The organism is Enterobacter sp. BNK-16 (assembly GCF_048684955.1).
GTDB classification, from domain to species: Bacteria; Pseudomonadota; Gammaproteobacteria; order Enterobacterales; family Enterobacteriaceae; genus Enterobacter; species Enterobacter bugandensis.
The window spans coordinates 1,505,590-1,531,751 of sequence record NZ_JBLQTQ010000001.1 but is presented as its reverse complement, the minus strand read 5'-3'; the positions used below and the strand labels follow the sequence as shown (position 1 = coordinate 1,531,751).

The following is a 26,162-nucleotide window of genomic DNA, read 5'->3' as shown; positions in this document are numbered from 1 at the left end:
GGTCGACTTGTGAACACGCCTGATGCTGTTGTCGTACTTTGTACCGCCCCTGATGAAGCCTCTGCCCAGGATCTCGCCGCCAAAGCGCTGGCCGAAAAACTGGCAGCCTGCGTCACGCTGCTCCCCGGCGCGACCTCCCTTTATTACTGGGAAGGCAAGCTGGAGCAGGAGTATGAAGTCCAGATGTTGCTCAAAACCAATCTGGCGAATCAGCAGGCGCTCCTTGACTGCCTCAAGTCTCATCATCCTTATCAAACCCCGGAGCTGCTGGTGCTGCCAGTGGTCCACGGCGATAACGACTATCTCTCATGGCTCAACGCTTCTTTACGCTGATCCTGCTGCTGTGCAGCACGTCAGTATTTGCCGGTTTGTTTGACGCGCCCGGCCGTTCGAACTTTATTCCCGCCGACCAGGCGTTCATTTTCGACTTTCAGCAAAACCAGCACGATCTCAATCTGACCTGGCAGGTGAAAGAGGGTTACTACCTCTACCGCAAGCAGGTCAGCATCACGCCGGCAAAGGCCAACGTTGGCGCATTGCAGATGCCCGCTGGCGAATGGCATGAGGACGAGTTCTACGGTAAAAGTGAAATTTATCGCCAGCGCTTAAGCGTGCCCGTTACGGTGAATCAGGCGGATAAAGATGCCACGCTGACGGTTACGTATCAGGGCTGTGCCGACGCGGGCTTCTGCTACCCCCCTGAAACGAAGGTCGTTCCGCTTACTGAAGTTAAAGCGGCTGCCTCCCCTCTCCCCTCAGACGAGAGGGGCAAGGTGAGGGATAAAGGCGAAGCCGAAGCTGCTTCTGCTCTGCCGTTCTCAGCACTTTGGGCCTTACTGATTGGTATCGGCATTGCCTTTACCCCTTGTGTCCTGCCGATGTACCCGCTTATCTCCGGGATTGTACTGGGCGGCAAACAGCGTCTTTCTACCGCCCGGGCGCTGCTCCTGGCCTTTATTTATGTGCAGGGCATGGCGCTCACCTATACCGCGCTCGGCCTCGTGGTCGCCGCGGCCGGACTGCAGTTCCAGGCAGCGCTTCAGCACCCTTACGTGCTAATCGGCCTGTCAGCCGTATTTATTCTGCTGGCGCTGTCAATGTTTGGCCTGTTCACGCTTCAACTGCCCTCTTCGCTGCAAACCCGCTTAACGCTGATGAGCAATCGCCAGCAGGGTGGCTCTGCGGGCGGCGTGTTCGCAATGGGCGCCATCGCCGGGTTGATTTGTTCCCCCTGCACTACAGCACCGCTGAGCGCTATCCTGCTGTACATCGCCCAGAGCGGTAATATGTGGCTCGGCGGGGGTACGCTGTATCTTTACGCGCTGGGGATGGGCCTGCCGCTGATTCTGGTGACGGTGTTTGGCAACCGCCTGCTGCCGAAGAGCGGCCCGTGGATGGAGACGGTGAAAACCGCGTTCGGCTTTGTCATCCTGGCGCTCCCGGTGTTCCTGCTGGAGCGCATCATGGGTAACGCGTGGGGTTTGCGCCTGTGGGCCATGCTCGGCGTGGCGTTCTTTTCCTGGGCGTTTATCGTCAGCCTGGGGGCAAAAAAAGCGTGGATGCGTCTGGTGCAAATTCTCCTGCTCGCCGCCGCGTTGGTGAGCGTGCGCCCGCTTCAGGATTGGGCGTTCGGCTCGCCTGTGGGCCAGACGCAGGCACATTTAAACTTTATACACGTTAAGAACGTCGATGAGCTCAACAGCGCGCTGGCGCAGGCAAAAGGCAAACCGGTGATGCTCGACCTCTATGCCGACTGGTGTGTTGCCTGCAAAGAGTTTGAAAAATACACCTTTAGCGATCCTCAGGTGCAAAATGCCCTGAAAGAGACGGTACTCCTTCAGGCAAACGTCACAGCCAACAATGCGCAGGATAAGGCCCTGCTTAAACACCTTACCGTACTTGGGCTGCCAACCATTCTGTTCTTCAATGAGCAGGGGGAAGAGCTGCCAGAACAGCGTGTAACCGGGTTTATGGACGCACCGGCATTCAGCGCGCATTTGCGCAATCGCCAACCGTAAACAACACTTTAGACGGGACATACCGTTGGGAATAGCGGAGGAGATAACCGTGCAACGCGAAGACGTACTGGGACAAGCCCTGCAACTACTTGAGATTCAAGGGATCGCCAGCACCACGCTTGAGATGGTAGCCGACCGTATCGATTACCCTCTGGATGAGCTTAAGCGCTTCTGGCCGGATAAAGAGGCGCTGCTTTATGATGCCCTACGCTATCTTAGCCAGCAGGTGGATATCTGGCGCAGGCAGCTAATGTTGAATGAAGAGCTGACCGCTGAGCAAAAACTGTTAGCGCGCTACACCGCCCTGACAGAGTGCGTCAGCAACAATCGTTATCCAGGCTGCCTGTTTATTGCTGCCTGTACGTTTTATCCCGATCCTGGCCATCCAATACACCAGCTGGCGGATCAGCAAAAACGTGCGGCGCATGACTTCACCCACGAACTGCTGACAACGCTTGAAGTGGATGACCCGGCAATGGTCGCTAAGCAGATGGAGCTCGTACTGGAGGGTTGCCTGAGCCGCATGCTGGTGAACCGTAGCCAGGCCGATGTGGATACGGCGCACCGCCTGGCGGAAGACATTCTGCGCTTTGCCCAGTGTCGTATGGGCGGGGCGTTAACCTAGACCAGCATGCCCGCCCAGGCGGAGACGAGCAGACATAGCGCCATCAGGCGCTGAAACCGCACCATCGCCACGGTGGTGCGAAACACCCGGTTTACCGCCTTCCCCAGCCACGCCCAGCACATCAGGCACATCACAGAAATCAGTAAGAACCATAGCGCCATCAGCGCAATATCTCTTAACGGATGAATGCTCGCGGGAGCAAAAAGACTCACTACTGCCAGCGCCATCATCCACGTTTTCGGATTCACCATCTGCAGCAGCGCTGCGGCTTGCGCGGTGAAGCGATGAGGCGTCTTCTCAGAAAGATTCGCCGCAGGCGCCCGATACAGTTGCCAGCTCATCCAGGTTAGCCACAGCACTCCCGCCCAACTCATTGCCTGGCGTATCAGAGGAAACTGACGCAGCACCTCCCCGGCGCCGGCACCCGATATCAGCACAATCAGACTCGCCGTAATACATCCCCCCAAAATGGCGGGAATGGTATTTTTCACACCAAAGTACTGGCTGTTAGTGAGAACGAGGATATTCGTCGGGCCGGGCGTTATCGACGCGACAAAGGCAAACAGCAGATAAGGCATCAGACTCACAGATGGCTCCTTTTTTGTTAGAGCCATTACTGTGCCGCTATTTTCTGGAAACGTCTGGAAGGTTTGTGCACAACCGGCGGTAGTGGGCAGGGGAAATGCGGTATGCACGCTGGAACCAGCGTCCCAGATGGCTTTGGTCGGCAAAACCGAGCGCTGTAGCCACATTAACAGGCTGTTCGCCGTGCGCCAGCAGCTGTCGCGCCTTTGCCAGACGCAGCTGAATAAGCCAGGCGTGAGGTGCCAGGTTGAACTCGCGCTTAAAGCAGCGCGTCAGTGTAAAGCGATCCGTGCCCGTCTCGCGCGCAAGGTCTGACAACCCCACGTTCTCGCCGATATGCGCATAAAGATAGTCGCGTGCGCGGTGCGCCACGGCAGCGCTCTGTAGCTGCGACGGGAGTTTCTTACGCCAGTGGCAATGGGAGGTGATCTGAGAGAGCAGCTTATCCATTGTGCTCTGCTGAACAATTTTCATCTCATCGCTATGCAACGCGTTAAACGTCTCGCCGATAGAACGGACCAGCTGAGGTTCTCGCGTTAGCGTTTGAGCAAAGTGAAGCGAGTAGCGATCCGGCGTGGCTTCATATAATCCACGGAGGGTACGCGTCAGCCACTGCTCGTCAAGATAGAAGGTGAGATAGGTAAAGCCTCCTTCCACAGGCGCGTCGCCGTCGTGAATTTCACCCGGCTCCAGTAAGAACGCATCACCAGGATGGCTGCGGTGGCGTTCGCGACGACAGTGAAACTGCTGGGTGCCTGAAAGGGTAATCCCGACCAGATAACTATCGTGCCAGTGGGGATCGAAGGCATGGCCTTCGAAGTGCGCTTTAATCGTTTCAATGCCGGTATCCGCATGCTGACGGAGCTCAAGCCAGTCGTTTGCCATACTGCCCTCCTGTTGTCATCAGCATTGCCGCACGGCCCGGTATTGTCTGGAAGATTTGTGCATTTTCACGGTGAAAACGTACAGATTGCCGCAAACTTAAGCAGTTGAACAGCTTTTCCTGAAATAATGTTGACGATAAGGCGCGATTGCGGTTTAATGCGCTCCGTTGCCCGGATAGCTCAGTCGGTAGAGCAGGGGATTGAAAATCCCCGTGTCCTTGGTTCGATTCCGAGTCCGGGCACCACTATTTAAAGAACCCAGCCTATGGCTGGGTTTTTGCTTTTCTGCGTTTATCAAAACCTTACCTTATTTATACTCCTGTATCTCTTCCCGGTAAGATCGTGCGATTAGCATTTCCCGGTGGCGCTGCGCTTACCGGGCCTGCAAAACCTATAGCCGGATAAGGCGAAGCCGCCATCCGGCATTTTCCGGCGCACAAAGCAAAAAACCCCGCACCTTACGGTACGGGGTTCTTCTTGATTGATGCCTGGCAGTTCCCTACTCTCACATGGGGAGACCCCACACTACCATCGGCGCTACGGCGTTTCACTTCTGAGTTCGGCATGGGGTCAGGTGGGACCACCGCGCTAAAGCCGCCAGGCAAATTCTGTTATCTGTATCAGGCTGAAAATCTGTCTCTCACCGCCAAAACAGCTTCGGCGTTGTAAGGTTAAGCCTCACGGTTCATTAGTACCGGTTAGCTCAACGCATCGCTGCGCTTACACACCCGGCCTATCAACGTCGTCGTCTTCAACGTTCCTTCAGGAGACTTATAGTCTCAGGGAGAACTCATCTCGGGGCAAGTTTCGTGCTTAGATGCTTTCAGCACTTATCTCTTCCGCATTTAGCTACCGGGCAGTGCCATTGGCATGACAACCCGAACACCAGTGATGCGTCCACTCCGGTCCTCTCGTACTAGGAGCAGCCCCCCTCAATTCTCCAGCGCCCACGGCAGATAGGGACCGAACTGTCTCACGACGTTCTAAACCCAGCTCGCGTACCACTTTAAATGGCGAACAGCCATACCCTTGGGACCTACTTCAGCCCCAGGATGTGATGAGCCGACATCGAGGTGCCAAACACCGCCGTCGATATGAACTCTTGGGCGGTATCAGCCTGTTATCCCCGGAGTACCTTTTATCCGTTGAGCGATGGCCCTTCCATTCAGAACCACCGGATCACTATGACCTGCTTTCGCACCTGCTCGAGCCGTCACTCTCGCAGTCAAGCTAGCTTATGCCATTGCACTAACCTCCTGATGTCCGACCAGGATTAGCTAACCTTCGTGCTCCTCCGTTACTCTTTGGGAGGAGACCGCCCCAGTCAAACTACCCACCAGACACTGTCCGCAACCCGGATCACGGGTCCACGTTAGAACACCAGCCATTAAAGGGTGGTATTTCAAGGACGGCTCCACGCAGACTGGCGTCCACGCTTCAAAGCCTCCCACCTATCCTACACATCAAGGACCAGTGTTCAGTGTCAAGCTATAGTAAAGGTTCACGGGGTCTTTCCGTCTTGCCGCGGGTACACTGCATCTTCACAGCGAGTTCAATTTCACTGAGTCTCGGGTGGAGACAGCCTGGCCATCATTACGCCATTCGTGCAGGTCGGAACTTACCCGACAAGGAATTTCGCTACCTTAGGACCGTTATAGTTACGGCCGCCGTTTACCGGGGCTTCGATCAAGAGCTTCGCGTTGCCGCTAACCCCATCAATTAACCTTCCGGCACCGGGCAGGCGTCACACCGTATACGTCCACTTTCGTGTTTGCACAGTGCTGTGTTTTTAATAAACAGTTGCAGCCAGCTGGTATCTTCGACTGATTTCAGCTCCGTCCGCAGGGACTTCACCTACATATCAGCGTGCCTTCTCCCGAAGTTACGGCACCATTTTGCCTAGTTCCTTCACCCGAGTTCTCTCAAGCGCCTTGGTATTCTCTACCTGACCACCTGTGTCGGTTTGGGGTACGATTTCGTGTTACCTGATGCTTAGAGGCTTTTCCTGGAAGCAGGGCATTTATCACTTCAGCACCGTAGTGCCTCGTCATCACGCCTCAGTGTTAAAGTGAACCGGATTTGCCTGGAACACACACCTACACGCTTAAACCGGGACAACCGTCGCCCGGCTGACATAGCCTTCTCCGTCCCCCCTTCGCAGTAACACCAAGTACAGGAATATTAACCTGTTTCCCATCGACTACGCCTTTCGGCCTCGCCTTAGGGGTCGACTCACCCTGCCCCGATTAACGTTGGACAGGAACCCTTGGTCTTCCGGCGAGCGGGCTTTTCACCCGCTTTATCGTTACTTATGTCAGCATTCGCACTTCTGATACCTCCAGCATGCCTCACAGCACACCTTCAACGGCTTACAGAACGCTCCCCTACCCAACAACGCATAAGCGTCGCTGCCGCAGCTTCGGTGCATGGTTTAGCCCCGTTACATCTTCCGCGCAGGCCGACTCGACCAGTGAGCTATTACGCTTTCTTTAAATGATGGCTGCTTCTAAGCCAACATCCTGGCTGTCTGTGCCTTCCCACATCGTTTCCCACTTAACCATGACTTTGGGACCTTAGCTGGCGGTCTGGGTTGTTTCCCTCTTCACGACGGACGTTAGCACCCGCCGTGTGTCTCCCGTGATAACATTCTTCGGTATTCGTAGTTTGCATCGGGTTGGTAAGCCGGGATGGCCCCCTAGCCGAAACAGTGCTCTACCCCCGAAGATGAGTTCACGAGGCGCTACCTAAATAGCTTTCGGGGAGAACCAGCTATCTCCCGGTTTGATTGGCCTTTCACCCCCAGCCACAGGTCATCCGCTAATTTTTCAACATTAGTCGGTTCGGTCCTCCAGTTAGTGTTACCCAACCTTCAACCTGCCCATGGCTAGATCACCGGGTTTCGGGTCTATACCCTGCAACTTAACGCCCAGTTAAGACTCGGTTTCCCTGCGGCTCCCCTATACGGTTAACCTTGCTACAGAATATAAGTCGCTGACCCATTATACAAAAGGTACGCAGTCACACCACGAAGGTGCTCCCACTGCTTGTACGTACACGGTTTCAGGTTCTTTTTCACTCCCCTCGCCGGGGTTCTTTTCGCCTTTCCCTCACGGTACTGGTTCACTATCGGTCAGTCAGGAGTATTTAGCCTTGGAGGATGGTCCCCCCATATTCAGACAGGATACCACGTGTCCCGCCCTACTCTTCGAGTTCACAACCTGTGCATTTTCGTGTACGGGACTGTCACCCTGTACCGTGCGACTTTCCAGACGCTTCCACTAACACACAAGCTGATTCAGACTCCGGGCTGCTCCCCGTTCGCTCGCCGCTACTGGGGGAATCTCGGTTGATTTCTTTTCCTCGGGGTACTTAGATGTTTCAGTTCCCCCGGTTCGCCTCGTTAACCTATGTATTCAGTTAACGATAGTGTGTCGAAACACACTGGGTTTCCCCATTCGGACATCGACGGGTCAAGGGTTCATATCACCTCGCCGTCGCTTTTCGCAGATTAGCACGTCCTTCATCGCCTCTGACTGCCAGGGCATCCACCGTGTACGCTTAGTCGCTTAACCTCACAACCCGAAGATGTTTCACTTCTGATTGCGAAAATTTGAGAGACTCGAACACACCATTAAAGATGTGTCGTTTCAATTTTCAGCTTGATCCAGATTTTTAAAGAGCAAATATCTCAAACGTGACTCGCAAGTCAGTTTTGAGATATGACGGCAGGTGACTTTCACTCACGAACCAGCAAGTGGCGTCCCCTAGGGGATTCGAACCCCTGTTACCGCCGTGAAAGGGCGGTGTCCTGGGCCTCTAGACGAAGGGGACACTGAAGTCTCAATCGCAAGACGCCTTGCTGCTTACTTTTCATCAGACAATCTGTGTGAGCACTGCAAAGGCAGGTTCTTTAAGGTAAGGAGGTGATCCAACCGCAGGTTCCCCTACGGTTACCTTGTTACGACTTCACCCCAGTCATGAATCACAAAGTGGTAAGCGCCCTCCCGAAGGTTAAGCTACCTACTTCTTTTGCAACCCACTCCCATGGTGTGACGGGCGGTGTGTACAAGGCCCGGGAACGTATTCACCGTGGCATTCTGATCCACGATTACTAGCGATTCCGACTTCATGGAGTCGAGTTGCAGACTCCAATCCGGACTACGACGCACTTTATGAGGTCCGCTTGCTCTCGCGAGGTCGCTTCTCTTTGTATGCGCCATTGTAGCACGTGTGTAGCCCTACTCGTAAGGGCCATGATGACTTGACGTCATCCCCACCTTCCTCCAGTTTATCACTGGCAGTCTCCTTTGAGTTCCCGGCCGGACCGCTGGCAACAAAGGATAAGGGTTGCGCTCGTTGCGGGACTTAACCCAACATTTCACAACACGAGCTGACGACAGCCATGCAGCACCTGTCTCAGAGTTCCCGAAGGCACCAAAGCATCTCTGCTAAGTTCTCTGGATGTCAAGAGTAGGTAAGGTTCTTCGCGTTGCATCGAATTAAACCACATGCTCCACCGCTTGTGCGGGCCCCCGTCAATTCATTTGAGTTTTAACCTTGCGGCCGTACTCCCCAGGCGGTCGACTTAACGCGTTAGCTCCGGAAGCCACGCCTCAAGGGCACAACCTCCAAGTCGACATCGTTTACGGCGTGGACTACCAGGGTATCTAATCCTGTTTGCTCCCCACGCTTTCGCACCTGAGCGTCAGTCTTTGTCCAGGGGGCCGCCTTCGCCACCGGTATTCCTCCAGATCTCTACGCATTTCACCGCTACACCTGGAATTCTACCCCCCTCTACAAGACTCTAGCCTGCCAGTTTCGAATGCAGTTCCCAGGTTGAGCCCGGGGATTTCACATCCGACTTGACAGACCGCCTGCGTGCGCTTTACGCCCAGTAATTCCGATTAACGCTTGCACCCTCCGTATTACCGCGGCTGCTGGCACGGAGTTAGCCGGTGCTTCTTCTGCGGGTAACGTCAATTGCTGAGGTTATTAACCTCAACACCTTCCTCCCCGCTGAAAGTACTTTACAACCCGAAGGCCTTCTTCATACACGCGGCATGGCTGCATCAGGCTTGCGCCCATTGTGCAATATTCCCCACTGCTGCCTCCCGTAGGAGTCTGGACCGTGTCTCAGTTCCAGTGTGGCTGGTCATCCTCTCAGACCAGCTAGGGATCGTCGCCTAGGTGAGCCGTTACCCCACCTACTAGCTAATCCCATCTGGGCACATCTGATGGCAAGAGGCCCGAAGGTCCCCCTCTTTGGTCTTGCGACATTATGCGGTATTAGCTACCGTTTCCAGTAGTTATCCCCCTCCATCAGGCAGTTTCCCAGACATTACTCACCCGTCCGCCACTCGTCACCCGAGAGCAAGCTCTCTGTGCTACCGTTCGACTTGCATGTGTTAGGCCTGCCGCCAGCGTTCAATCTGAGCCATGATCAAACTCTTCAATTTAAGTTTGATGCTCGTGAATTAAACTTCGTAATGAATTACGTATGTTCACTCAGAGACTTGGTATTCATTTTTCGTCCGAGGACGTTAAGAATCCATGTCACTTTGAGTGCCCACACAGATTGTCTGATAAATTGTTAAAGAGCAGTGCAACGCGGCTTTCGCTCACCGTTGCGAGGTGGCGTATATTACGCTTTCCTCTTTCAGAGTCAACCCGTTATTTCAGGATTTTTTCTCTTCAACCGACCGGGTTAACTGTGAAGTGATTCACATCCGCCGTGTCGATGGAGGCGCATTATAGGGAGTTCTCCGCAGCCCGCAACAGAAAAGTTGCAAAAAAATGACTGACTGCTGCATTCCCCAGCAAAACCCCGCTTTATACCCTTTTACGCACAGACTTATCCACAATTACAGCAAGATCCTGATGCGATCCTGCGAACTGAAAGAGAAGATCAACTATAATAGCGGCAAATATTCTTCTCCGCAGAGCTCCCCCTGATGAATACACAACGCCTGCCTCGCTACTGGCGCCTCCCTACGGCCGGATTGATGCTGCTGACTATCCTCTTCGCCGCTTTTACGCTGCATACGCACTGGAACGCCTTTATCCAGTGGTGCCTTGCCACGCAGATTACGCTGCACCGTTATCTGGTGATGTATCTACTGCAGCTTAATAACAACCAGTACAGCGGTGGATTATGGCTCTTAACAGGCGCTTTCTTTTATGGCGTCCTTCACGCCATCGGGCCGGGGCACGGGAAGTTCATCGTGACAACCTACCTGAGCACAAATAAGGAGAGCGAACTGGCCGCACGCACCGTTCCCTTTCTTGGTAGCCTGATGCAGGGCGTCAGCGCCATTCTGTTTGTCTTTATTCTGGCAGTAGGATTTAACCTCGCGTCAGGGGATATCAGCACCAGCCGCTGGTATGTCGAGAAGATAAGCGCCGTGCTGATTGGCGCATTTGGTGCTTTCATCATTTACCAGGCGCTGAAAAGCCTGCGGCCTCAAAGAATGAGGATCTCAGCCATCACTCCCCTTCATCAGCACGATGAACACTGTGGCTGTGGTCATCACGGCGTGGGCGCAGATCTGACACAAGGTGACTGGAAAACGCGTCTGGGCGTCATTCTGGCGATTGGCGCACGTCCGTGCAGCGGTGCGATCATGATTCTGATGTTTTCGAACGCGCTGGGCATTGTCACCTGGGGAATGGCGGCCGTTATGACCATGTCTTTAGGAACGGCACTCTCTATTATGGGGCTATCACTGGCGGTTCGTTATGCCCGTGAACGCACGGTGGCATGGTTCGGGGGAGATAGCGCGTTCAGATGGCTGGTGCCGGCAGTTAAAATTGCCGGAGGTATCATCCTGATCCTGTTCGCGACCGTCCTGTTCCTGACCGTCATCCCCATTAGCGCCAACGGCGACTACATCGCCGCCGGATGCTAATAAAAGAAAACCCGCCGTTGGCGGGTTTCTTTATTACTCGTTAATGCGTGGATGTTGATCAACAAGACGGGAGCGTTTCTTCTGCAGCTCTTCAATCTCTGCGTCGATATCCTCAATTTTCTGCTCAACGTTATCGTAGTGCTCGCGCAGGATTTCTTTCGCTTCCTGAATATCAGATGCCGCAGGCGTCGCCCCTTTCAGAGGACGGTTCGCCGTCTCCTTCATGGTCAGGCCGGTCGCCAGGCCGACTACCGCAATAACCATCAGGTAGTAGGCTGGCATCATCAGGTTCTGCGTGCTTTCCACCAGAGAGGCGGCAAGCGTAGGCGTCAGGCCGGCAATCAGAACGGAGATGTTGAACGCCGCCGCCAGCGCACTATAACGAATGTGCGTCGGGAACATCGCAGGTAATGTGGATGCCATCACCCCGATAAAGCAGTTCAGGATCACCGCCAGCATCAGCAGACCCGCGAATATCAGACCCAGCACGTTACTGTTGATCAGAATAAACGCCGGGATCGCCAGCGCGAACAGCGCTACGCTACCCAGGATGATAAACGGTCGACGGCCAAAGCGGTCGCTCAGCAGACCCATAATCGGCTGTACAAACAGCATACCCACCATGATGGCGATAATAATCAGCACACCGTGATCTTCCGAGTAGTGCAGGTTATGCGACAGATAGCTCGGCATGTAGGTCAGCAGCATGTAGTAAGTAACGTTGGTGGAAATCACCAGACCAATACAGGTCAGCAGGCTGCGCCAGTGCTTTGTCGCGATCTCTTTAAAGGACACTTTCGGGCCGTCCTGCAGCCCTTCGCGGTCGCCCTGCTCCAGTTTATCAACGTGCTGCTGGAACGCAGGTGTCTCTTCCAGCGCATGTCGCAGGTAAAGACCGATGATACCCAGTGGGAGCGCGATAAAGAACGGGATACGCCAGCCCCAGTCGAGGAAGTTCTCCTCACCGACCACGGTTGAAATCAGAACCACGACGCCCGCACCCATCACAAACCCGGCAATCGAACCGAAGTCCAGCCAGCTGCCCATGAAGCCGCGCTTACGGTCAGGGGAATACTCCGCGACGAAGATCGACGCCCCGGTATACTCACCCCCGACGGAGAAGCCCTGCGCCATCTTACAGAGCAACAGCAGAATAGGTGCCCAGATACCGATCGTGGCATAGGACGGTATTAGGCCGATACAGAACGTACTGATCGACATAATGACAATGGTGATAGCGAGTATTTTCTGGCGACCGTATTTGTCACCGAGCATACCGAAGAACAGACCACCCAGCGGGCGGATCAGGAAAGGAACGGAGAATGTACCCAGCGCGGCAATCATCTGCAGGCTTGGGTCAGCACCGGGGAAGAACACTTTACCTAATGCATAGGCAACAAAGCCGTAGACACCGAAATCGAACCATTCCATCGCATTACCGAGCGAGGCGGCGGTGATCGCTTTACGCAGTTTAGCGTCATCAATAATGGTGACGTCGCGAAGCGTAATGGGTTTAACCTTTTTCCTTCTTAGCATAGCTTTCCTCGTAGACTTAGCCCTGTCCGTTCCACAGCCAACTCGCACTCTGTGAACCCGAGATCCGCTCCGTGCGAACCTCCATCTTCAAGCGTAGCAGGTTTACTTACATTGACGTTTACCGTCGATACAACCGAACCTGTTGACGCCTGTCTGGGCAGTTAATGACCTTTTTACCCTACCAGCGTTTATATTTGTGATCAACTTCACACATATATTTATACTGCGTCAGGTGAAGACAGTTTTTGTCAACTACCGCAAATAAGTACTTTCTCAACCTTCCAGAGCCCTCATTTTCGCCCTCATCCTTTTTCTTTTCCCAACAGAATAAAAAGCCATATTTTTTACAAGAGATTTACATAAATTTTCAGCTCTCACAACGCGCCGTAAAGTTTACATTCAATATGTGATGAAGATAACTAAAACACCGTTTTATTTTCATTGAATCAATATTCCATCGATCGCATGATAATTCCTGAAACATAGCGACGCATGTTTTCTGACGAGAGGAAACGAGAGCGCTAACTGAATTTCGGTGCAGGGTTATCACAAACCAATCATCAAGAGCACCCTTCATCAAATTGAATTTATTGATTTTTTTATTCGCACCTGCCGCTCACCATGAGAGGCGAAATTGTGAGGGTTAGAGATGAAGATTAAAGCCACGATAGAACGCATACCGGGTGGTATGATGCTGGTGCCGCTGGTACTCGGTGCTATTCTGAATACATTAGCACCTGAAACCGGGGCTTATTTTGGTGGTTTCACAAAGGGGATGATTACGGGTACCGTTCCCATCCTGGCGGTCTGGTTCTTTTGTATCGGCGCATCCATTAATTTGCGGGCAACCGGTACCGTATTACGCAAATCCGGAACGCTGGTGATAACCAAAATAGCGGTTGCCTGGGTGGTCGCAATGATATGCGCGATGTTCATTCCTGAAAATGGAATTCAGACCGGTTTCTTCGCCGGGTTATCCGTCCTGGCGATTGTCTCGGCGATGGACATGACCAACGGCGGGCTGTATGCCAGCCTGATGAACCAGTACGGAACGAAAGAGGAGTCCGGCGCGTTTGTTTTGATGTCTCTGGAGTCCGGCCCGCTCATGACGATGTTGATCCTGGGATCCGCTGGCCTGGCTTCTTTTGAGCCCCATCATTTTGTCGGCGCGATCCTGCCATTCCTGATCGGCTTCGCGCTGGGCAATCTGGATCACGATCTGCGTGATTTCTTCAGCAAAGCCACGCCGGTGCTGATCCCGTTCTTTGGCTTTGCGCTGGGTAACACCATCAACCTGAACGTGATTCTGGATACGGGACTGCTGGGGATTGTGCTGGGTATCGCGGTTATCATCATCACCGGTATTCCGCTGATCGTTGCTGACCGCGTAATCGGGGGAGGAAACGGCACGGCGGGCGTCGCCGCCTCTTCAGCCGCAGGCGCTGCCGTTGCAAACCCGGTGATTATCGCCCAGATTAACCCGGCCTTCGAACCGGTGGCCGCGTCCGCGACGGCACTGGTTGCCGCCAGCGTGATTGTCACCGCAATCCTGGTGCCCATCATCACGGCGCTATACGCGAAACGCTACGGAAATGTGCAAGAGATCCCGCCTGAACCGAAACCGTTAGAAATGAATCACTAACGCACCGCGCCAGCCATCCTCTCTCCCCTGGGGGGAGAGGGTCAGGATGAGGGGTTCAACCAAAAATCTCTTCCACCATCGCATCCACCAGCCGTTTTGCCGAACACAGCCTCGGCATACCCAGCGCGACGGTCTGCCAGTTTTGCGTCACTGACCAACTCACCGGGTGTATATCCGCCTGACACCAGTCGCCCAGCCAGCCCAGCATGTCTTTGTGATCGATTAAACCCGCCGAAGCGGGTGTGGTCAGCCATTGATGATAGAAATGGCGCGTTGTGGGAGACGCATTGATGCCCTGTGCGAGGTAGTTGGCGGCCATGCTGCGTAAATTATCCTTGAGCATGGCCGACACATCGTTGTTCGCCAGACGGCAGGCATCGCCAAATGCTCCCCAGCGCAGCTCTTCCAGAACAATGAAGCAGCGCCCGGCCAAAGACCAGCCATCATAGTGACCGGCTCGCCAGCGGGTGAAAATTTGTTCACTATGCTCGCCCGCCTGTACCGTCAGTCCACGCTGGGTCAGCGCCTTTTCTTTATAGGCGGCACGTTGGGTAAAATGAGAGGAGAGCTCCGCATACTGTTCAAGCAGGCCGGGAGATGGCTGAGCGCGCAGGTGAGCCTGCTGGCACAGTGCAGTCAGTTTATCGGCCATCAGCGTCAGCGCAAGATGGCCCGGATCCAACATGCCGGCGAGTTTTTCCGCCAGCCCCAGGCGCAGGGCCGCGTTCTCGTTAAGCATTCCCGCCATCGCCCAGGGCCGTAGCCGGGTATGCGTCATGATCTCCTGAGTCAAACGTTCACGAAACTGCAGCTGCTGCGGCCCCAGATGGGGATGGCGCGCCGCGTCCACGCCCTGCACAAGATCGACCATAAACCTGGGATGAATACACTCCAGCGTCCGCCCGGGACCGTCCAGTAGCTGTGTTGTCATGGTTGCTCTGCTGCGAATAGAGTTTGAATGTCATCGCGTAACAGTCGGGTATCTTCCTGAATCCACGTCGCAGTCGTAATGCTTTGCTTCAACAGCTGGCTGAGCGCTCGGGTTGAATGCTCATTTTGTTGACGCACTGCGAGGCTATCACGCAAGCTTTCCTGTAACCCGGTCAGGCATAACGAAAATTCTGCAAAGAACGTCGCCATTCCGGCCGTAACAGAGACATCGACCTGCGCGGATAAAGCTTTACGTATTTGTTCACAAAACTGATCAATATGTTGCTTAAATTTGTCATGCAGTTGCGCAATGTCGATAACATAGTGCGTGCGCGTGACCACATACTCATCCCAGCCCCAGCCCGGATTATTGAGCCAACGCGAAACGGTTTCACGCATACTGCTCCCGGCGGAAAGTTGACCTGCCGGGCGGTTATCCTGTGCAATGGCATCGTTAAACAGCGCGCGCGTATTGAAGTCAAGCTGGTTTGCCTGAAAAGCCGGGAAGCTGATCCGCGCCCGGAAGCCGGCATGGCTCAGATGCTCTTTTATACGCGTTTCAATGGGGCGGATAGCGTCATTCAGCGAGCGCGCCAGCGTAGATTCCAGCTGATCGAAGCGTAACGCCAGCTCCCGGGCAATTTTTGCCTGCGCATCCAGCATGATGAGTTCACAGGAGGAGCGAATTTTACTCAGGACGATCTGCGCCTGACCTTCATCATCCAGAACCAGCGGTTCCCGCTCTTGCTGTTTGTCACTGCGGCGATTCAGCCGCTCAATACCTGCCAAATCAAGAATATTTTGAGGGCTGAACACATGGCCCATGGCCTGGTGAAGCGCCGATTTTTCGGCCTCCATAAAGTCCGCGGTCGCGTTCAGCGCCTGCTCAACTTCATGTTTCACCTCATCGCTCACCGCGCTCTGGCGCGTCTGCAGCAACGCCATATCCTCTTCAAGACGCGCGATGTTCAGTTCCAGCCCCTCAAAGGCCACCGTCAGCCCCTGATAGCGGAAGTCGAGATACTCCCGGGCATTTTGCGCGTAGTTGAGCAGCTTATGCGAGGCCGAGCGCAGCGCGAATAGCGAGGCATTGGCATAGGCGGCGTAAATCAGTTTGCGTATCGGCTGTTCAAACAGCGAATCTTCCCAGAGCAAATCGGCTGCGTGACGGATATGGTTTATATCGTCCAGGTCCGCCGAACGCCAGCGGCGTCCGAGTGCGGCTTCGGCAAAATCCTGCACCCAGGGCTGCTCCTGATGATCCGGCAGGCGTCCGCGGGCATTCATCTCGTTGCGGGCGCGGTTTGCCAGATACGCCCACATAGAGGAAACAGGGTAGATCTGGCCAGGCGAAATAGTGCCTTTCATTAAGGTCCCCGAGATCATCGCCCTGACCTGCTCTTCATCGTCGCTATTGCGATCCTTCTGGTCGAATTTATTCACCAGCGCATACAGAGGCACTGATTTCCCCGCAACCGAAATAGCCTGACGGACCTCTTCATCAGAAATAGATTTAAGCTGGGTATAATCCATCACCGCCAGCACCGCCGACGCGCGGGCTAGCTGTTCGCTAAGCATTTTTTGCAGATGCGGTTGTCCGGCCTCATTGGGGCCGGGGGTATCGAGCAGCGTCAGCTGCCCGAGGTGCGCATCCAGACCCGCAAGATGCACGAACTCCACTTCAATCACCGGAATATGTTCGATGGCCGCGTATTCGGAGAACGGAAACGCCACGCCCAGCGCCTGGGAGAGCCTCACCAGGTCATTGAGACTTTTCAGGCAATGAAATATTGGCTGCGCCCCGAGATGATGCTTTTCAAAGGCCTCGCCTTTCTCAATACGCTCCAGCAGCGTATTCATGTCCTTATCAATTTCCAGTTGCAGAGCCAACTTGCCGCGATCGTAATCGCCAAGCTTTTTCTGCAGCAGGTGAATCAAATCATCAATAGGAGAGACATGTGAGAAGTGGAGCACCGGCTCTTTCTGGCCTGGCGTATGACGTATCAGCGTAGGCAGCGCCGTCATTGGGCGGTTGCGGTTCGGCAACACTTCGGTACCCACAATGGCATTAATGGTGGTCGATTTCCCCGCTTTCATCGTGCCAACGATAGCCAGAACCATTTCCAGACGTGTTATTTTGCGTAATTCATTATTCAGCGTTGCCTGCTGCGCTTCGACGCCTCGCGCACTAAAATGCAAAGGCAGCACGTTGTTCTTTTCGCCTGTAATAGCAGCCGTCGTGCTCTCCAGCTTCGCTGTCGGCATTGATTTCAGGGTATTGAGATTTTGCAGGGCAAGCTGTAACAAACGCTCAGCTTCCTGACTTAATTCAAAAATGGTCTGTGTGTGCATGATAAAAGCCTTTCCTTAACGCAAATTTATTACTTTTATTAAGCCACTTGTATTAATTATGATGTTCAGGCTTATATGATCACGTGTGGAAAACATGTTCACCAAAATATAACTAATTGAAGATAATCAGAAATAAATGGCTATCCCTGCATGGCGTGTAAAGCTCTCCTTAAGGCCTGAAAGCCAAAAGATAAAAAGCCTGGCCCATTTTAAGAAGCTTCAGGATATATCATCATTATTTACCCACCTAAAAAGAGAGGGATAGGCCGCCAACATAAGAAATGCATGGCAGTAAAGTTCGAAGATAAATAACAATGCGTTGCTTCACCTTATCCGAAATGAAGGTGCGTAGCAATTTGCCGCAATAAAATATTCGATATATTTAGCGACTTCTCTTTCCACCGTGTTAATGACGTTAGCATCGCTTAGCTGACTGACAGTAAGTGTCACTCGCAACACATTTTCTGCGTTTTTTAAATTCACAATAGCACCGACAAAAGTGTGGATTTGCGTTATACTTGCCGCCTTTTTCGGCACTCTGCCGTCATTTAGCTGGCACTTTCCAGCGCGTTAACACTTTTGAGGATACCGACATGCAACTCCCACACTGCCCAAAATGCAATTCTGAATACACCTACGAAGATAATGGCATGTTCATCTGCCCGGAATGTGCACACGAATGGAATGATGCCGAGCCAGCGCAGGACGCTGATGCACTGATCGTCAAAGATGCCAACGGTAATCTGCTGGCGGATGGCGACAGCGTCACCGTGGTGAAAGATCTTAAGGTGAAAGGTAGCTCTTCCATGCTGAAGATCGGCACCAAAGTGAAGAATATCCGTCTGGTGGAAGGCGATCATAATATCGATTGCAAAATTGACGGCTTCGGTCCGATGAAACTGAAATCTGAGTTCGTGAAAAAGAACTGATTTAACCCGCCCGGTAGCGCTTCGCTTACCGGGCTTTCGGGAACTACACTTAACGGGCTTTTCTTACGTGAGGTAAAGATTATGCCGTTAAGTCCCTACATCTCTTTTGCCGGCAACTGTGCAGAGGCTACCGCCTTCTATCAGCAAGCCGTCGGCGCAGAACTCCTCTATAAAATCACCTTCGGCGAAATGCCAAAAAGCGATAACAGCGAAGAAGGCTGTCCGTCCGGCATGCAGTTTCCGGATTCGGCTATCGCTCACTCCAACGTTCGCATTGCGGGCAGCGATATCATGATGAGCGACGGGCTGCCGCCGGGCAGCAGCGCAGAGTACGCGGGCTTCACGCTGGTGCTCGACACGCAGGATGTGTCAGAAGGCAAGCGCTGGTTCGACAACCTTGCCGATGGCGGGAATATCGACATGGCCTGGCAGGAAACCTTCTGGGCGCACGGCTTCGGTAAGGTCACCGACAAGTACGGCGTGCCGTGGATGATTAACGTCGTTAAGCAGCAGCACTAATTTTCGGGCGGTAGGCGGTCTGCCTCCGCCTGTCATCAAACTCCCCTCAACTCTTCAAACTCCCGCAACCTGCACTTAACCCAAATGTCATATTGATGCGCCAGCATGAGGCCACATTTATCGTGAGGCCCAGCACATGCACACTGTCATCCGCGTCGAGAAACTGAGCAAGACCTTCAATCACAACAAGGCGCTGCATGCCGTTGATCTGACCGTCCAGCAGGGCGAAATGGTGGCGCTGCTGGGGCCGTCCGGTTCAGGAAAATCCACCCTTCTGCGTCACTTAAGTGGCCTTATTACCTGCGATAAAACGCCGGAAAGCCGCGTCGAGCTGCTGGGTAACACCGTGCAGCATGCGGGCCGTCTGGCGAGCGATATTCGCAAAAGCCGCGCCCGGACGGGCTACATCTTTCAGCAGTTCAACCTGGTGAACCGCCTGACGGTGCTGGAGAACGTGCTGATTGGCGCGCTCGGCAGCACCCCGTTCTGGCGCACCTGCCTGCGCTGGTTCTCCCCATCACAGAAGCAGGAAGCCTTACAGGCGCTGACCCGCGTCGGCATGGCGCACTTCGCCCACCAGCGCGTGTCCACGCTGTCTGGCGGGCAGCAGCAGCGCGTCGCTATCGCCCGCGCTCTGATGCAGAAAGCCAAAATAATTCTCGCCGATGAGCCCATCGCCTCGCTGGATCCGGAGTCGGCCCGCATCGTGATGGAAACCCTGCGCGACATCAACCAGAACGACGGCATCACCGTGGTGGTGACGCTGCATCAGGTGGATTACGCCCTGCGCTACTGCGAGCGCATCGTCGCCCTGCGTCAGGGCCACGTGTTCTTCGATGGCGCCAGCCACCAGTTTGATAACGAACGTTTTGACCATCTCTACCGCAGCGTAAACCGCGTCGAAGAACGCGCGCAGGCTGCTTAACGCCCCGATAACGAGGAATGGAAATGAACTACAAAGCCGTTGCCGCGCTGGCCTTCACCAGCATGTTCAGCATCAGCACCCTGTTAAGCCCGGCGTACGCCGAAGAGCAGGAAAAAGCGTTGAACTTTGGCATCATTTCAACGGAATCACAGCAAAACCTGAAGCCGCAGTGGGAACCGTTCCTGAAAGATATGGAAACCAAACTGGGGATCAAAGTGAACGCCTTCTTCGCCCCGGACTACGCGGGCATCATCCAGGGGATGCGCTTTAACAAAGTGGACATCGCCTGGTACGGCAACCTTTCCGCCATGGAAGCGGTGGACCGCGCCAACGGTCAGGTCTTTGCCCAGACCGTTGCGGCAGATGGTTCTCCAGGATACTGGAGCGTGCTGATCGTCAACAAGGACAGCCCGATCAACAACCTCAACGACATGATCGCCAAACGCAAAGATCTGACCTTTGGTAACGGCGATCCGAACTCCACCTCCGGCTTCCTCGTCCCTGGCTACTACGTCTTCGCGAAAAACAACATCTCCGCCAGCGACTTTAAGCGCACCGTCAACGCCAGCCACGAAACCAACGCGCTGGCCGTGGCGAACAAGCAGGTGGACGTTGCCACCAACAACACCGAAAACCTCGACAAGCTGAAAATTTCCGCGCCTGACAAGCTGAAAGAGCTGAAGGTCATCTGGAAATCCCCGCTGATCCCCGGCGACCCGATCGTCTGGCGCAAAAATCTCTCCGAAAGCACCAAGGACAAGGTCTACGACTTCTTTATGAACTACGGCAAAACGCCGGAAGAGAAAGCGGTTCTGGAACGTCTGGGCTGGGCACCGTTCCGCCCGTCCAGCGATCTGCAGCTGGTCCCGATTCGCCAGCTGGCGCTGTTTAAGCAGATGCAGGCCGTGAAGGACAACAAAGGGCTGAAGGAAGAGGAGAAGACCAGCAAAGTCTCTGAAATCCAGGCCCAGCTGGAAGACCTCGACCGCCTGACCGCCGCGCTGGGTGCGATGACGAGCGTGAATAAAGCGGTGCAGTAACACAAGTCCCCTCTCCCTTGGGGGAGAGGGAGAACAGATTAAGGAGCCAACATGCAAACCATCACCCTCCCGCCGCCGAAGCGCAGCTGGTTCTCGCTCATAAGCTGGGCCTTCCTGCTGGCGGTACTCGTTATCTCCTGGAAGGGCGCGGAGATGGATCCGCTGCTGCTCTTCAAAGATTCCGGCAACATGGCGACCTTCGCCGCCGACTTCTTCCCGCCGGATTTCAGCCAGTGGCAGGACTACCTCAGCGAAATGGCCATCACCCTGCAAATCGCCGTCTGGGGCACCGCCCTCGCCGTCGTTCTCTCCATTCCGTTCGGCCTGATGAGCGCCGAAAACATCGTACCGTGGTGGGTTTACCAGCCGATGCGTCGCCTGATGGACGCCTGTCGCGCCATCAACGAAATGGTCTTTGCGATGCTGTTCGTGGTCGCCGTTGGCCTGGGTCCGTTCGCCGGCGTGATGGCACTGTTCATCCACACCACCGGCGTGCTCTCCAAGCTGCTCTCGGAAGCGGTCGAAGCCATCGAGCCCGGCCCGGTGGAAGGCATCCGCGCAACGGGCGCCAACAAAATCGAAGAGATCCTCTACGGCGTCCTGCCGCAGGTGATGCCGCTGCTGATCTCCTACTCCCTGTACCGCTTCGAGTCCAACGTTCGCTCCGCCACCGTGGTCGGCATGGTGGGCGCAGGCGGGATTGGCGTCACCCTGTGGGAAGCGATTCGCGGTTTCCAGTTCCAGCAAACCTGCGCCCTGATGGTGCTTATCATCGTCACCGTCAGCCTGCTGGATTTTCTCTCTCAACGCTTGCGTAAGCACTTCATCTGATTAGCGAGGCTTTGATTGGTATGCACTTATCCAGACATCCGACCAGTTACCCTACCCGCTGGCAAGAGATTGCGGCCAGGCTCGAAGTGGAGCTGCGCACGCACTACCGCTGCGGTGACTACCTGCCCGCCGAGCAGCAGCTTGCCGACCGCTACGAAGTGAACCGCCACACCCTGCGCCGCGCCATTGACCAGCTGGTGGAGCGCGGCTGGGTCCAGCGCCGTCAGGGCGTCGGCGTGCTGGTGCTGATGCGCCCGTTTGACTACCCGCTCAACGCCCAGGCGCGCTTTAGCCAGAACCTGCTGGATCAGGGCAGCCATCCGACCAGCGAAAAGCTGCTCTCGGTACTGCGCCCGGCCTCCCGCCACGTGGCGGACGCGCTCGGGATTCAGGAGGGTGACAACGTCGTACACCTGCGTACGTTGCGCCGGGTCAACGGCGTGGCGGTCTGCCAGATCGACCACTACTTCGCGGACCTCACCCTCTGGCCCGTGCTGCAACATTTCGCCAGCGGTTCCCTGCATGATTTCCTTCAGGACGCGACGGGTATCGCGCTCAAACGCACCCAGACGCGCATCAGCGCCCGCCGTGCACAGGCGAAAGAGAGCAAGGTGCTGGAGATCCCCAACATGGCCCCCCTGCTCTGCGTGCGCACCCTCAACCACCGTGACGGCGAGATCAACGCGACGGAATACTCCGTCAGCCTGACCCGCGCCGACATGATTGAATTCACCATGGAGCACTGAATGCACTTCGACACCTCCACCCGACAGCGCTGGATGCGCGTGCTGGCCCATAGCCAGCCTGCTGCGCTGGCCGCCCGCATGAACGCACTCGGCCTGACGCCGGACTACGACACGATCCGCGCGCCGGAGATCGGTCTGGTGCAGATCCAGGCACGCATGGGCGGCACCGGCGAGCGCTTCTTCGCCGGCGATGCCACCCTCACCCGCGCGGCTATCCGCCTTAACAGCGGCACGCTGGGCTATAGCTACGTACTTGGGCGAGACAAAACGCACGCCGAGCGCTGCGCGGTGATCGACGCGCTTTTACAGGAACACCCGCATTTCCAGACGTTAATGGAAACCCTTATTGCCCCGCTGGAAGCCGACCGCGCCGCACGCCTTGCCGCGCGTCAGGCCGAAGTGAACACCAGCCGGGTCGACTTCTTTACGCTCGTTCGCGGAGACAACGCATGACGCTTCAACCTGCTTTTACCCTGGCCGTCCAGGATGCCCAACAGAGTTTCCGTCGCCTGCTGAAGGCCATGAGCGAGCCGGGGGTGATTGTCTCCTTGCACCAGCTCTCGCAGGGCTGGCTGCCGCTGAACCTCGCCTCCACCAGCGTGCTGCTGACGCTGGCGGACAACGACACCCCGGTATGGCTGTCAGGCGCATTGCTGAACGATATCGCCAGCCAGAACCTGCGCTTTCACACCAGCGCGCCGCTGGTCGATCAGCCCCAGCAGGCGGTCTTTGCCGTGGCCGACGAACAGATCAGCCATGAACAGCTTAACGCCCTGAGCGAAGGCAGCGCCGTCGCACCGGAAACCAGCGCCACGCTGATTTTGCAGGTCTCCAGCCTGAGCGGCGGCCGCATGCTTCGCCTGACGGGCGCAGGCATCGCCGACGAGCGCATGGTCGCGCCGCAGCTGCCGGAGTGCATTATCCATGAGCTGACCGAGCGCCCGCACCCGTTCCCGCTCGGCATTGACCTGATCCTGACCTGCGGCGAGCGCCTTCTGGCAATCCCGCGGACTACCCACGTGGAGGTGTGCTGATGTACGTAGCCGTCAAAGGAGGCGAAAAGGCGATCGCCGCCGCCCATGCCTTACAGGAGCACAGACGCCGGGGCGATGAACAGCTTCCCGAGCTGAGCGTCGCCCAGATTGAGCAACAGCTTAACCTCGCGGTTGACCGTGTGATGACCGAGGGCGGCGTTGCTGACCGCGAGCTTGCAGCGCTGGCGCTGAAGCAGGCCAGCGGCGATAACGTGGAAGCCATCTTCCTGCTGCGCGCCTGGCGCACCACCGTTCCCCGTCTGGCAGTCAGCGAGCCGGTGAACACGACGGAAATGCGCCTGGAGCGCAGAATCTCTGCCGTTTATAAAGACATTCCCGGCGGCCAGCTGCTTGGCCCGACTTACGACTACACCCATCGTCTGCTGGACTTCACGCTGCTGGCGAACGGCGAAGCCCCAACGCTCAGCACTTCAGATGTCGAACAGGAACCGTCTCCGCACGTCTTCAGCCTGCTGGCAAACCAGGGGCTGGCGAAAGCGGAAGAAGACACTGGCGCCACGCCGGACGACGTCACCCGCACGCCGCCGGTCTACCCGTGCTCACGCTCGTCCCGTCTGCAACAGCTGATGCGCGGCGACGAAGGGTATCTGCTGGCGCTGGCCTACTCCACACAGCGCGGCTACGGGCGCAACCACCCGTTCGCGGCAGAGATCCGCAGCGGCTATCTCGACGTCGAAATCGTGCCGGAAGAGCTGGGTTTTGCGGTGAACGTCGGCGAACTGCTGATGACCGAGTGCGAAATGGTCAACGGTTTCGTCGCGCCAGAGAATGAAGACCCGCATTTTACCCGCGGCTACGGGCTGGTGTTTGGCCTCGGCGAGCGCAAGGCAATGGCGATGGCGCTGGTTGACCGCGCCCTGCAGGCGCCGGACTACGGCGAGCACATTGCCGGCCCGGCGCAGGACGAAGAGTTCGTGCTGGCCCACGCGGACAACGTCGAGGCCGCAGGCTTTGTCTCGCACCTCAAGCTGCCGCACTACGTCGATTTCCAGGCCGAACTGGAACTGCTGAAACGCCTGCAACGGGAGCGCGCCAATGGCTAACTTAAGCGGCTACAACTTTGCCTATCTGGATGAGCAAACTAAACGCATGATCCGCCGCGCCATCCTTAAGGCAGTGGCGATCCCCGGCTATCAGGTGCCGTTTGGTGGCCGTGAAATGCCGATGCCGTACGGCTGGGGCACGGGCGGCATTCAGATCACCGCCAGCGTGATTGGCGAAGCGGACGTGCTGAAGGTTATCGACCAGGGCGCGGACGATACCACCAACGCCGTGTCGATCCGCAACTTCTTTAAGCGCGTGACGGGCGTCAACACCACCGAAAAAACCGAAGACGCGACGCTGATCCAGACCCGCCACCGCATTCCGGAGACTCCGCTGACGGAAGATCAGATTCTGATTTTCCAGGTGCCAATCCCGGAACCGCTGCGCTTTATCGAGCCGCGCGAAACCGAGACCCGCACCATGCACGCGCTGGAAGAGTACGGGATCATGCAGGTCAAACTGTATGAAGATATCGCCCGCTTCGGCCATATCGCCACCACCTACGCCTACCCGGTGAAGGTTAACGGGCGCTACGTCATGGACCCGTCGCCGATCCCAAAATTCGATAACCCGAAGATGGACATGATGCCTGCCCTGCAGCTCTTTGGTGCCGGACGTGAAAAACGCATCTACGCCGTACCGCCCTATACCCGCGTCGAAAGCCTCGATTTCGACGATCACCCGTTTACGGTGCAGGAGTGGGACGAGCCGTGCGCCATCTGCGGATCCAAACACAGCTATCTCGATGAAGTGGTGCTGGACGATACGGGCAAACGGATGTTTGTCTGCTCCGACACCGATTACTGCCGCCAACAGAGCGAGGCGAACGGCCAATGAAACCGCTGCTTTCGGTTAATAACCTGACCCACCTTTATGCGCCGGGAAAAGGCTTCAGCGACGTGTCGTTCGAGCTGTGGCCGGGCGAAGTGCTGGGCATTGTCGGCGAGTCCGGCTCCGGCAAAACCACCCTGCTGAAGTCCATCTCCGCGCGTCTGACGCCGCAACACGGCGAGATCCTGTATCAGGGACGCTCCCTCTACGACATAAGCGAGGCCGAGCGCCGTCGCCTGCTGCGCACCGAGTGGGGCGTGGTGCATCAGCACCCGATGGACGGCCTGCGCCGTCAGGTGTCGGCGGGAGGCAATATCGGCGAACGGCTGATGGCCACCGGCGCGCGCCACTACGGCAACATCCGCGCCACCGCACAGCACTGGCTGGAGGAGGTTGAGATCCCCGCCTCGCGCATTGACGACCTGCCAACCACCTTTTCCGGCGGTATGCAGCAGCGTTTGCAAATTGCCCGCAATCTGGTCACCCATCCAAAGCTGGTGTTTATGGATGAACCGACCGGCGGGCTGGACGTCTCCGTGCAGGCCCGCCTGCTCGACCTGCTGCGCGGCCTGGTGGTGGAGCTGAACCTGGCGGTGGTGATTGTCACCCACGATCTGGGCGTTGCGCGCCTGCTGGCGGACCGCCTGCTGGTGATGAAGCAGGGTCAGGTGGTGGAAAGTGGGCTGACCGACCGCGTGCTCGACGACCCGCATCATCCGTACACCCAGCTGCTGGTGTCGTCGGTATTACAGAATTAAGAGGCCA

Annotated in this window: 21 protein-coding genes, 2 tRNA genes and 3 rRNA genes; 17 read left to right on the top strand and 9 right to left on the bottom strand. The window is 55.9% G+C overall.

The genetic code is table 11. The features are described 5' to 3' along the window. Positions 1-9 precede the first annotated feature (9 nt). From cutA to ACMGGH_RS07325, 3 genes are read left to right on the top strand one after another with little or no spacing between them, the layout of a single operon-like run. Positions 10-333 (top strand): divalent cation tolerance protein CutA, encoded by a 324-nt coding sequence (cutA, locus tag ACMGGH_RS07335; RefSeq protein ID WP_028015227.1) that lies wholly within the window; start codon positions 10-12, stop codon positions 331-333. Beyond that, positions 309-2,018, top strand: a complete 1,710-nt coding sequence (locus ACMGGH_RS07330; protein ID WP_232948707.1) for a protein-disulfide reductase DsbD — start codon at positions 309-311, stop codon at positions 2,016-2,018. Before cutA ends, ACMGGH_RS07330 begins: the two co-directional genes overlap by 25 nt. Positions 2,019-2,067: 49 nt before the next feature. Further along, positions 2,068-2,643, top strand: a complete 576-nt coding sequence (locus ACMGGH_RS07325; RefSeq protein ID WP_028015225.1) for a transcriptional regulator — start codon at positions 2,068-2,070, stop codon at positions 2,641-2,643. On the opposite strand, the gene ACMGGH_RS07320 is transcribed toward ACMGGH_RS07325, so the two are convergent. Together ACMGGH_RS07320 and ACMGGH_RS07315 are read right to left on the bottom strand one after the other, a co-directional pair. Continuing rightward, positions 2,640-3,230: a LysE family translocator gene (locus ACMGGH_RS07320; RefSeq protein ID WP_028015224.1), complete on the bottom strand. Its 591-nt coding sequence runs from the start codon at positions 3,228-3,230 to the stop codon at positions 2,640-2,642. The genes ACMGGH_RS07325 and ACMGGH_RS07320 overlap by 4 nt on opposite strands. 37 nt (positions 3,231-3,267) lie before the next feature. Further along, positions 3,268-4,113, bottom strand: coding sequence for an AraC family transcriptional regulator (locus ACMGGH_RS07315; RefSeq protein WP_041911503.1), 846 nt, complete (start codon positions 4,111-4,113; stop codon positions 3,268-3,270). A gap of 168 nt (positions 4,114-4,281) precedes the next feature. Here ACMGGH_RS07315 and ACMGGH_RS07310 point away from each other — a divergent pair. Next, positions 4,282-4,357 (top strand) — tRNA-Phe (locus ACMGGH_RS07310). A 241-nt stretch (positions 4,358-4,598) separates the two neighbouring features. Here ACMGGH_RS07310 and rrf read toward each other — a convergent pair. The 4 genes from rrf to ACMGGH_RS07290 form a co-directional block, all read right to left on the bottom strand. After that, positions 4,599-4,714: ribosomal RNA gene (gene rrf / locus ACMGGH_RS07305) — 5S ribosomal RNA — on the bottom strand. Positions 4,715-4,779: 65 nt separating this feature from the next. Continuing rightward, positions 4,780-7,684 (bottom strand): 23S ribosomal RNA (locus ACMGGH_RS07300). Positions 7,685-7,867: 183 nt separating this feature from the next. Next, positions 7,868-7,943, bottom strand: a tRNA-Glu gene (locus tag ACMGGH_RS07295). Positions 7,944-8,028: 85 nt separating this feature from the next. Beyond that, a 16S ribosomal RNA gene (locus tag ACMGGH_RS07290) occupies positions 8,029-9,568 on the bottom strand. Together the 16S, 23S and 5S rRNA genes with 1 tRNA gene alongside form the textbook arrangement of a ribosomal RNA operon. Positions 9,569-10,063: 495 nt before the next feature. On the opposite strand from ACMGGH_RS07290, the gene ACMGGH_RS07285 reads away from it, so the two are divergent. Then, the gene (locus ACMGGH_RS07285; RefSeq protein WP_232949049.1) at positions 10,064-11,017 is read left to right on the top strand and encodes a nickel/cobalt transporter; all 954 of its coding nucleotides are present in this window, start codon (positions 10,064-10,066) and stop codon (positions 11,015-11,017) included. A gap of 33 nt (positions 11,018-11,050) precedes the next feature. On the opposite strand, the gene proP is transcribed toward ACMGGH_RS07285, so the two are convergent. Then, positions 11,051-12,553 carry a glycine betaine/L-proline transporter ProP gene (gene proP, locus ACMGGH_RS07280; RefSeq protein WP_028015221.1) on the bottom strand — a complete coding sequence of 501 codons (1,503 nt, stop codon included), beginning with the start codon at positions 12,551-12,553 and terminating at the stop codon, positions 11,051-11,053. A gap of 649 nt (positions 12,554-13,202) precedes the next feature. On the opposite strand from proP, the gene kdgT reads away from it, so the two are divergent. After that, positions 13,203-14,195 (top strand): 2-keto-3-deoxygluconate transporter, encoded by a 993-nt coding sequence (gene kdgT, locus ACMGGH_RS07275; protein WP_219357928.1) that lies wholly within the window; start codon positions 13,203-13,205, stop codon positions 14,193-14,195. A 55-nt stretch (positions 14,196-14,250) separates the two neighbouring features. Here the strand turns inward: kdgT and ACMGGH_RS07270 are convergent, their stop codons facing one another. Further along, complete coding sequence (locus ACMGGH_RS07270) at positions 14,251-15,126, bottom strand: diguanylate cyclase regulator RdcB family protein (RefSeq protein ID WP_028015219.1); 876 nt, start codon at positions 15,124-15,126, stop codon at positions 14,251-14,253. Continuing rightward, entirely contained in the window at positions 15,123-17,477 is a 2,355-nt protein-coding gene (crfC, locus tag ACMGGH_RS07265; protein ID WP_232949048.1) for a clamp-binding protein CrfC, read from the bottom strand. The genes ACMGGH_RS07270 and crfC overlap by 4 nt, the downstream gene beginning before the upstream one ends. Positions 17,478-18,070: 593 nt before the next feature. Here crfC and ACMGGH_RS07260 point away from each other — a divergent pair. The 11 genes from ACMGGH_RS07260 to phnK all read left to right on the top strand — a co-directional run bounded on the left by ACMGGH_RS07260 (position 18,071) and on the right by phnK (position 26,155). Continuing rightward, positions 18,071-18,406: a zinc ribbon domain-containing protein YjdM gene (locus ACMGGH_RS07260; RefSeq protein ID WP_047366881.1), complete on the top strand. Its 336-nt coding sequence runs from the start codon at positions 18,071-18,073 to the stop codon at positions 18,404-18,406. A gap of 81 nt (positions 18,407-18,487) precedes the next feature. Further along, on the top strand, positions 18,488-18,925 hold the full coding sequence (gene yjdN / locus ACMGGH_RS07255; RefSeq protein ID WP_232949047.1) for a VOC family metalloprotein YjdN: 438 nt from the start codon (positions 18,488-18,490) through the stop codon (positions 18,923-18,925). A 136-nt stretch (positions 18,926-19,061) separates the two neighbouring features. Continuing rightward, a complete protein-coding gene (phnC, locus tag ACMGGH_RS07250) occupies positions 19,062-19,850 on the top strand; it encodes a phosphonate ABC transporter ATP-binding protein (protein ID WP_041911507.1) in 789 nt (262 codons plus the stop codon). Between the two features lie 23 nt (positions 19,851-19,873). Beyond that, positions 19,874-20,890 carry a phosphonate ABC transporter substrate-binding protein gene (gene phnD, locus ACMGGH_RS07245; RefSeq protein WP_194386878.1) on the top strand — a complete coding sequence of 339 codons (1,017 nt, stop codon included), beginning with the start codon at positions 19,874-19,876 and terminating at the stop codon, positions 20,888-20,890. A 51-nt stretch (positions 20,891-20,941) separates the two neighbouring features. Further along, complete coding sequence (phnE, locus tag ACMGGH_RS07240; protein WP_048957485.1) at positions 20,942-21,721, top strand: phosphonate ABC transporter, permease protein PhnE; 780 nt, start codon at positions 20,942-20,944, stop codon at positions 21,719-21,721. 20 nt (positions 21,722-21,741) lie between these two features. Then, positions 21,742-22,467, top strand: coding sequence for a phosphonate metabolism transcriptional regulator PhnF (gene phnF, locus ACMGGH_RS07235; RefSeq protein WP_041911508.1), 726 nt, complete (start codon positions 21,742-21,744; stop codon positions 22,465-22,467). Beyond that, the gene (gene phnG, locus ACMGGH_RS07230) at positions 22,468-22,920 is read left to right on the top strand and encodes a phosphonate C-P lyase system protein PhnG (protein WP_028015211.1); all 453 of its coding nucleotides are present in this window, start codon (positions 22,468-22,470) and stop codon (positions 22,918-22,920) included. It abuts the gene before it with no gap. Continuing rightward, the gene (gene phnH, locus ACMGGH_RS07225; RefSeq protein ID WP_045630769.1) at positions 22,917-23,501 is read left to right on the top strand and encodes a phosphonate C-P lyase system protein PhnH; all 585 of its coding nucleotides are present in this window, start codon (positions 22,917-22,919) and stop codon (positions 23,499-23,501) included. The genes phnG and phnH overlap by 4 nt, the downstream gene beginning before the upstream one ends. After that, complete coding sequence (locus ACMGGH_RS07220) at positions 23,501-24,565, top strand: carbon-phosphorus lyase complex subunit PhnI (RefSeq protein ID WP_232949046.1); 1,065 nt, start codon at positions 23,501-23,503, stop codon at positions 24,563-24,565. Before phnH ends, ACMGGH_RS07220 begins: the two co-directional genes overlap by 1 nt. After that, positions 24,558-25,403, top strand: a complete 846-nt coding sequence (phnJ, locus tag ACMGGH_RS07215; protein WP_041911512.1) for an alpha-D-ribose 1-methylphosphonate 5-phosphate C-P-lyase PhnJ — start codon at positions 24,558-24,560, stop codon at positions 25,401-25,403. Before ACMGGH_RS07220 ends, phnJ begins: the two co-directional genes overlap by 8 nt. After that, the gene (phnK, locus tag ACMGGH_RS07210; RefSeq protein WP_045261067.1) at positions 25,400-26,155 is read left to right on the top strand and encodes a phosphonate C-P lyase system protein PhnK; all 756 of its coding nucleotides are present in this window, start codon (positions 25,400-25,402) and stop codon (positions 26,153-26,155) included. Before phnJ ends, phnK begins: the two co-directional genes overlap by 4 nt. The last annotated feature ends 7 nt before the right edge of the window (positions 26,156-26,162 follow it).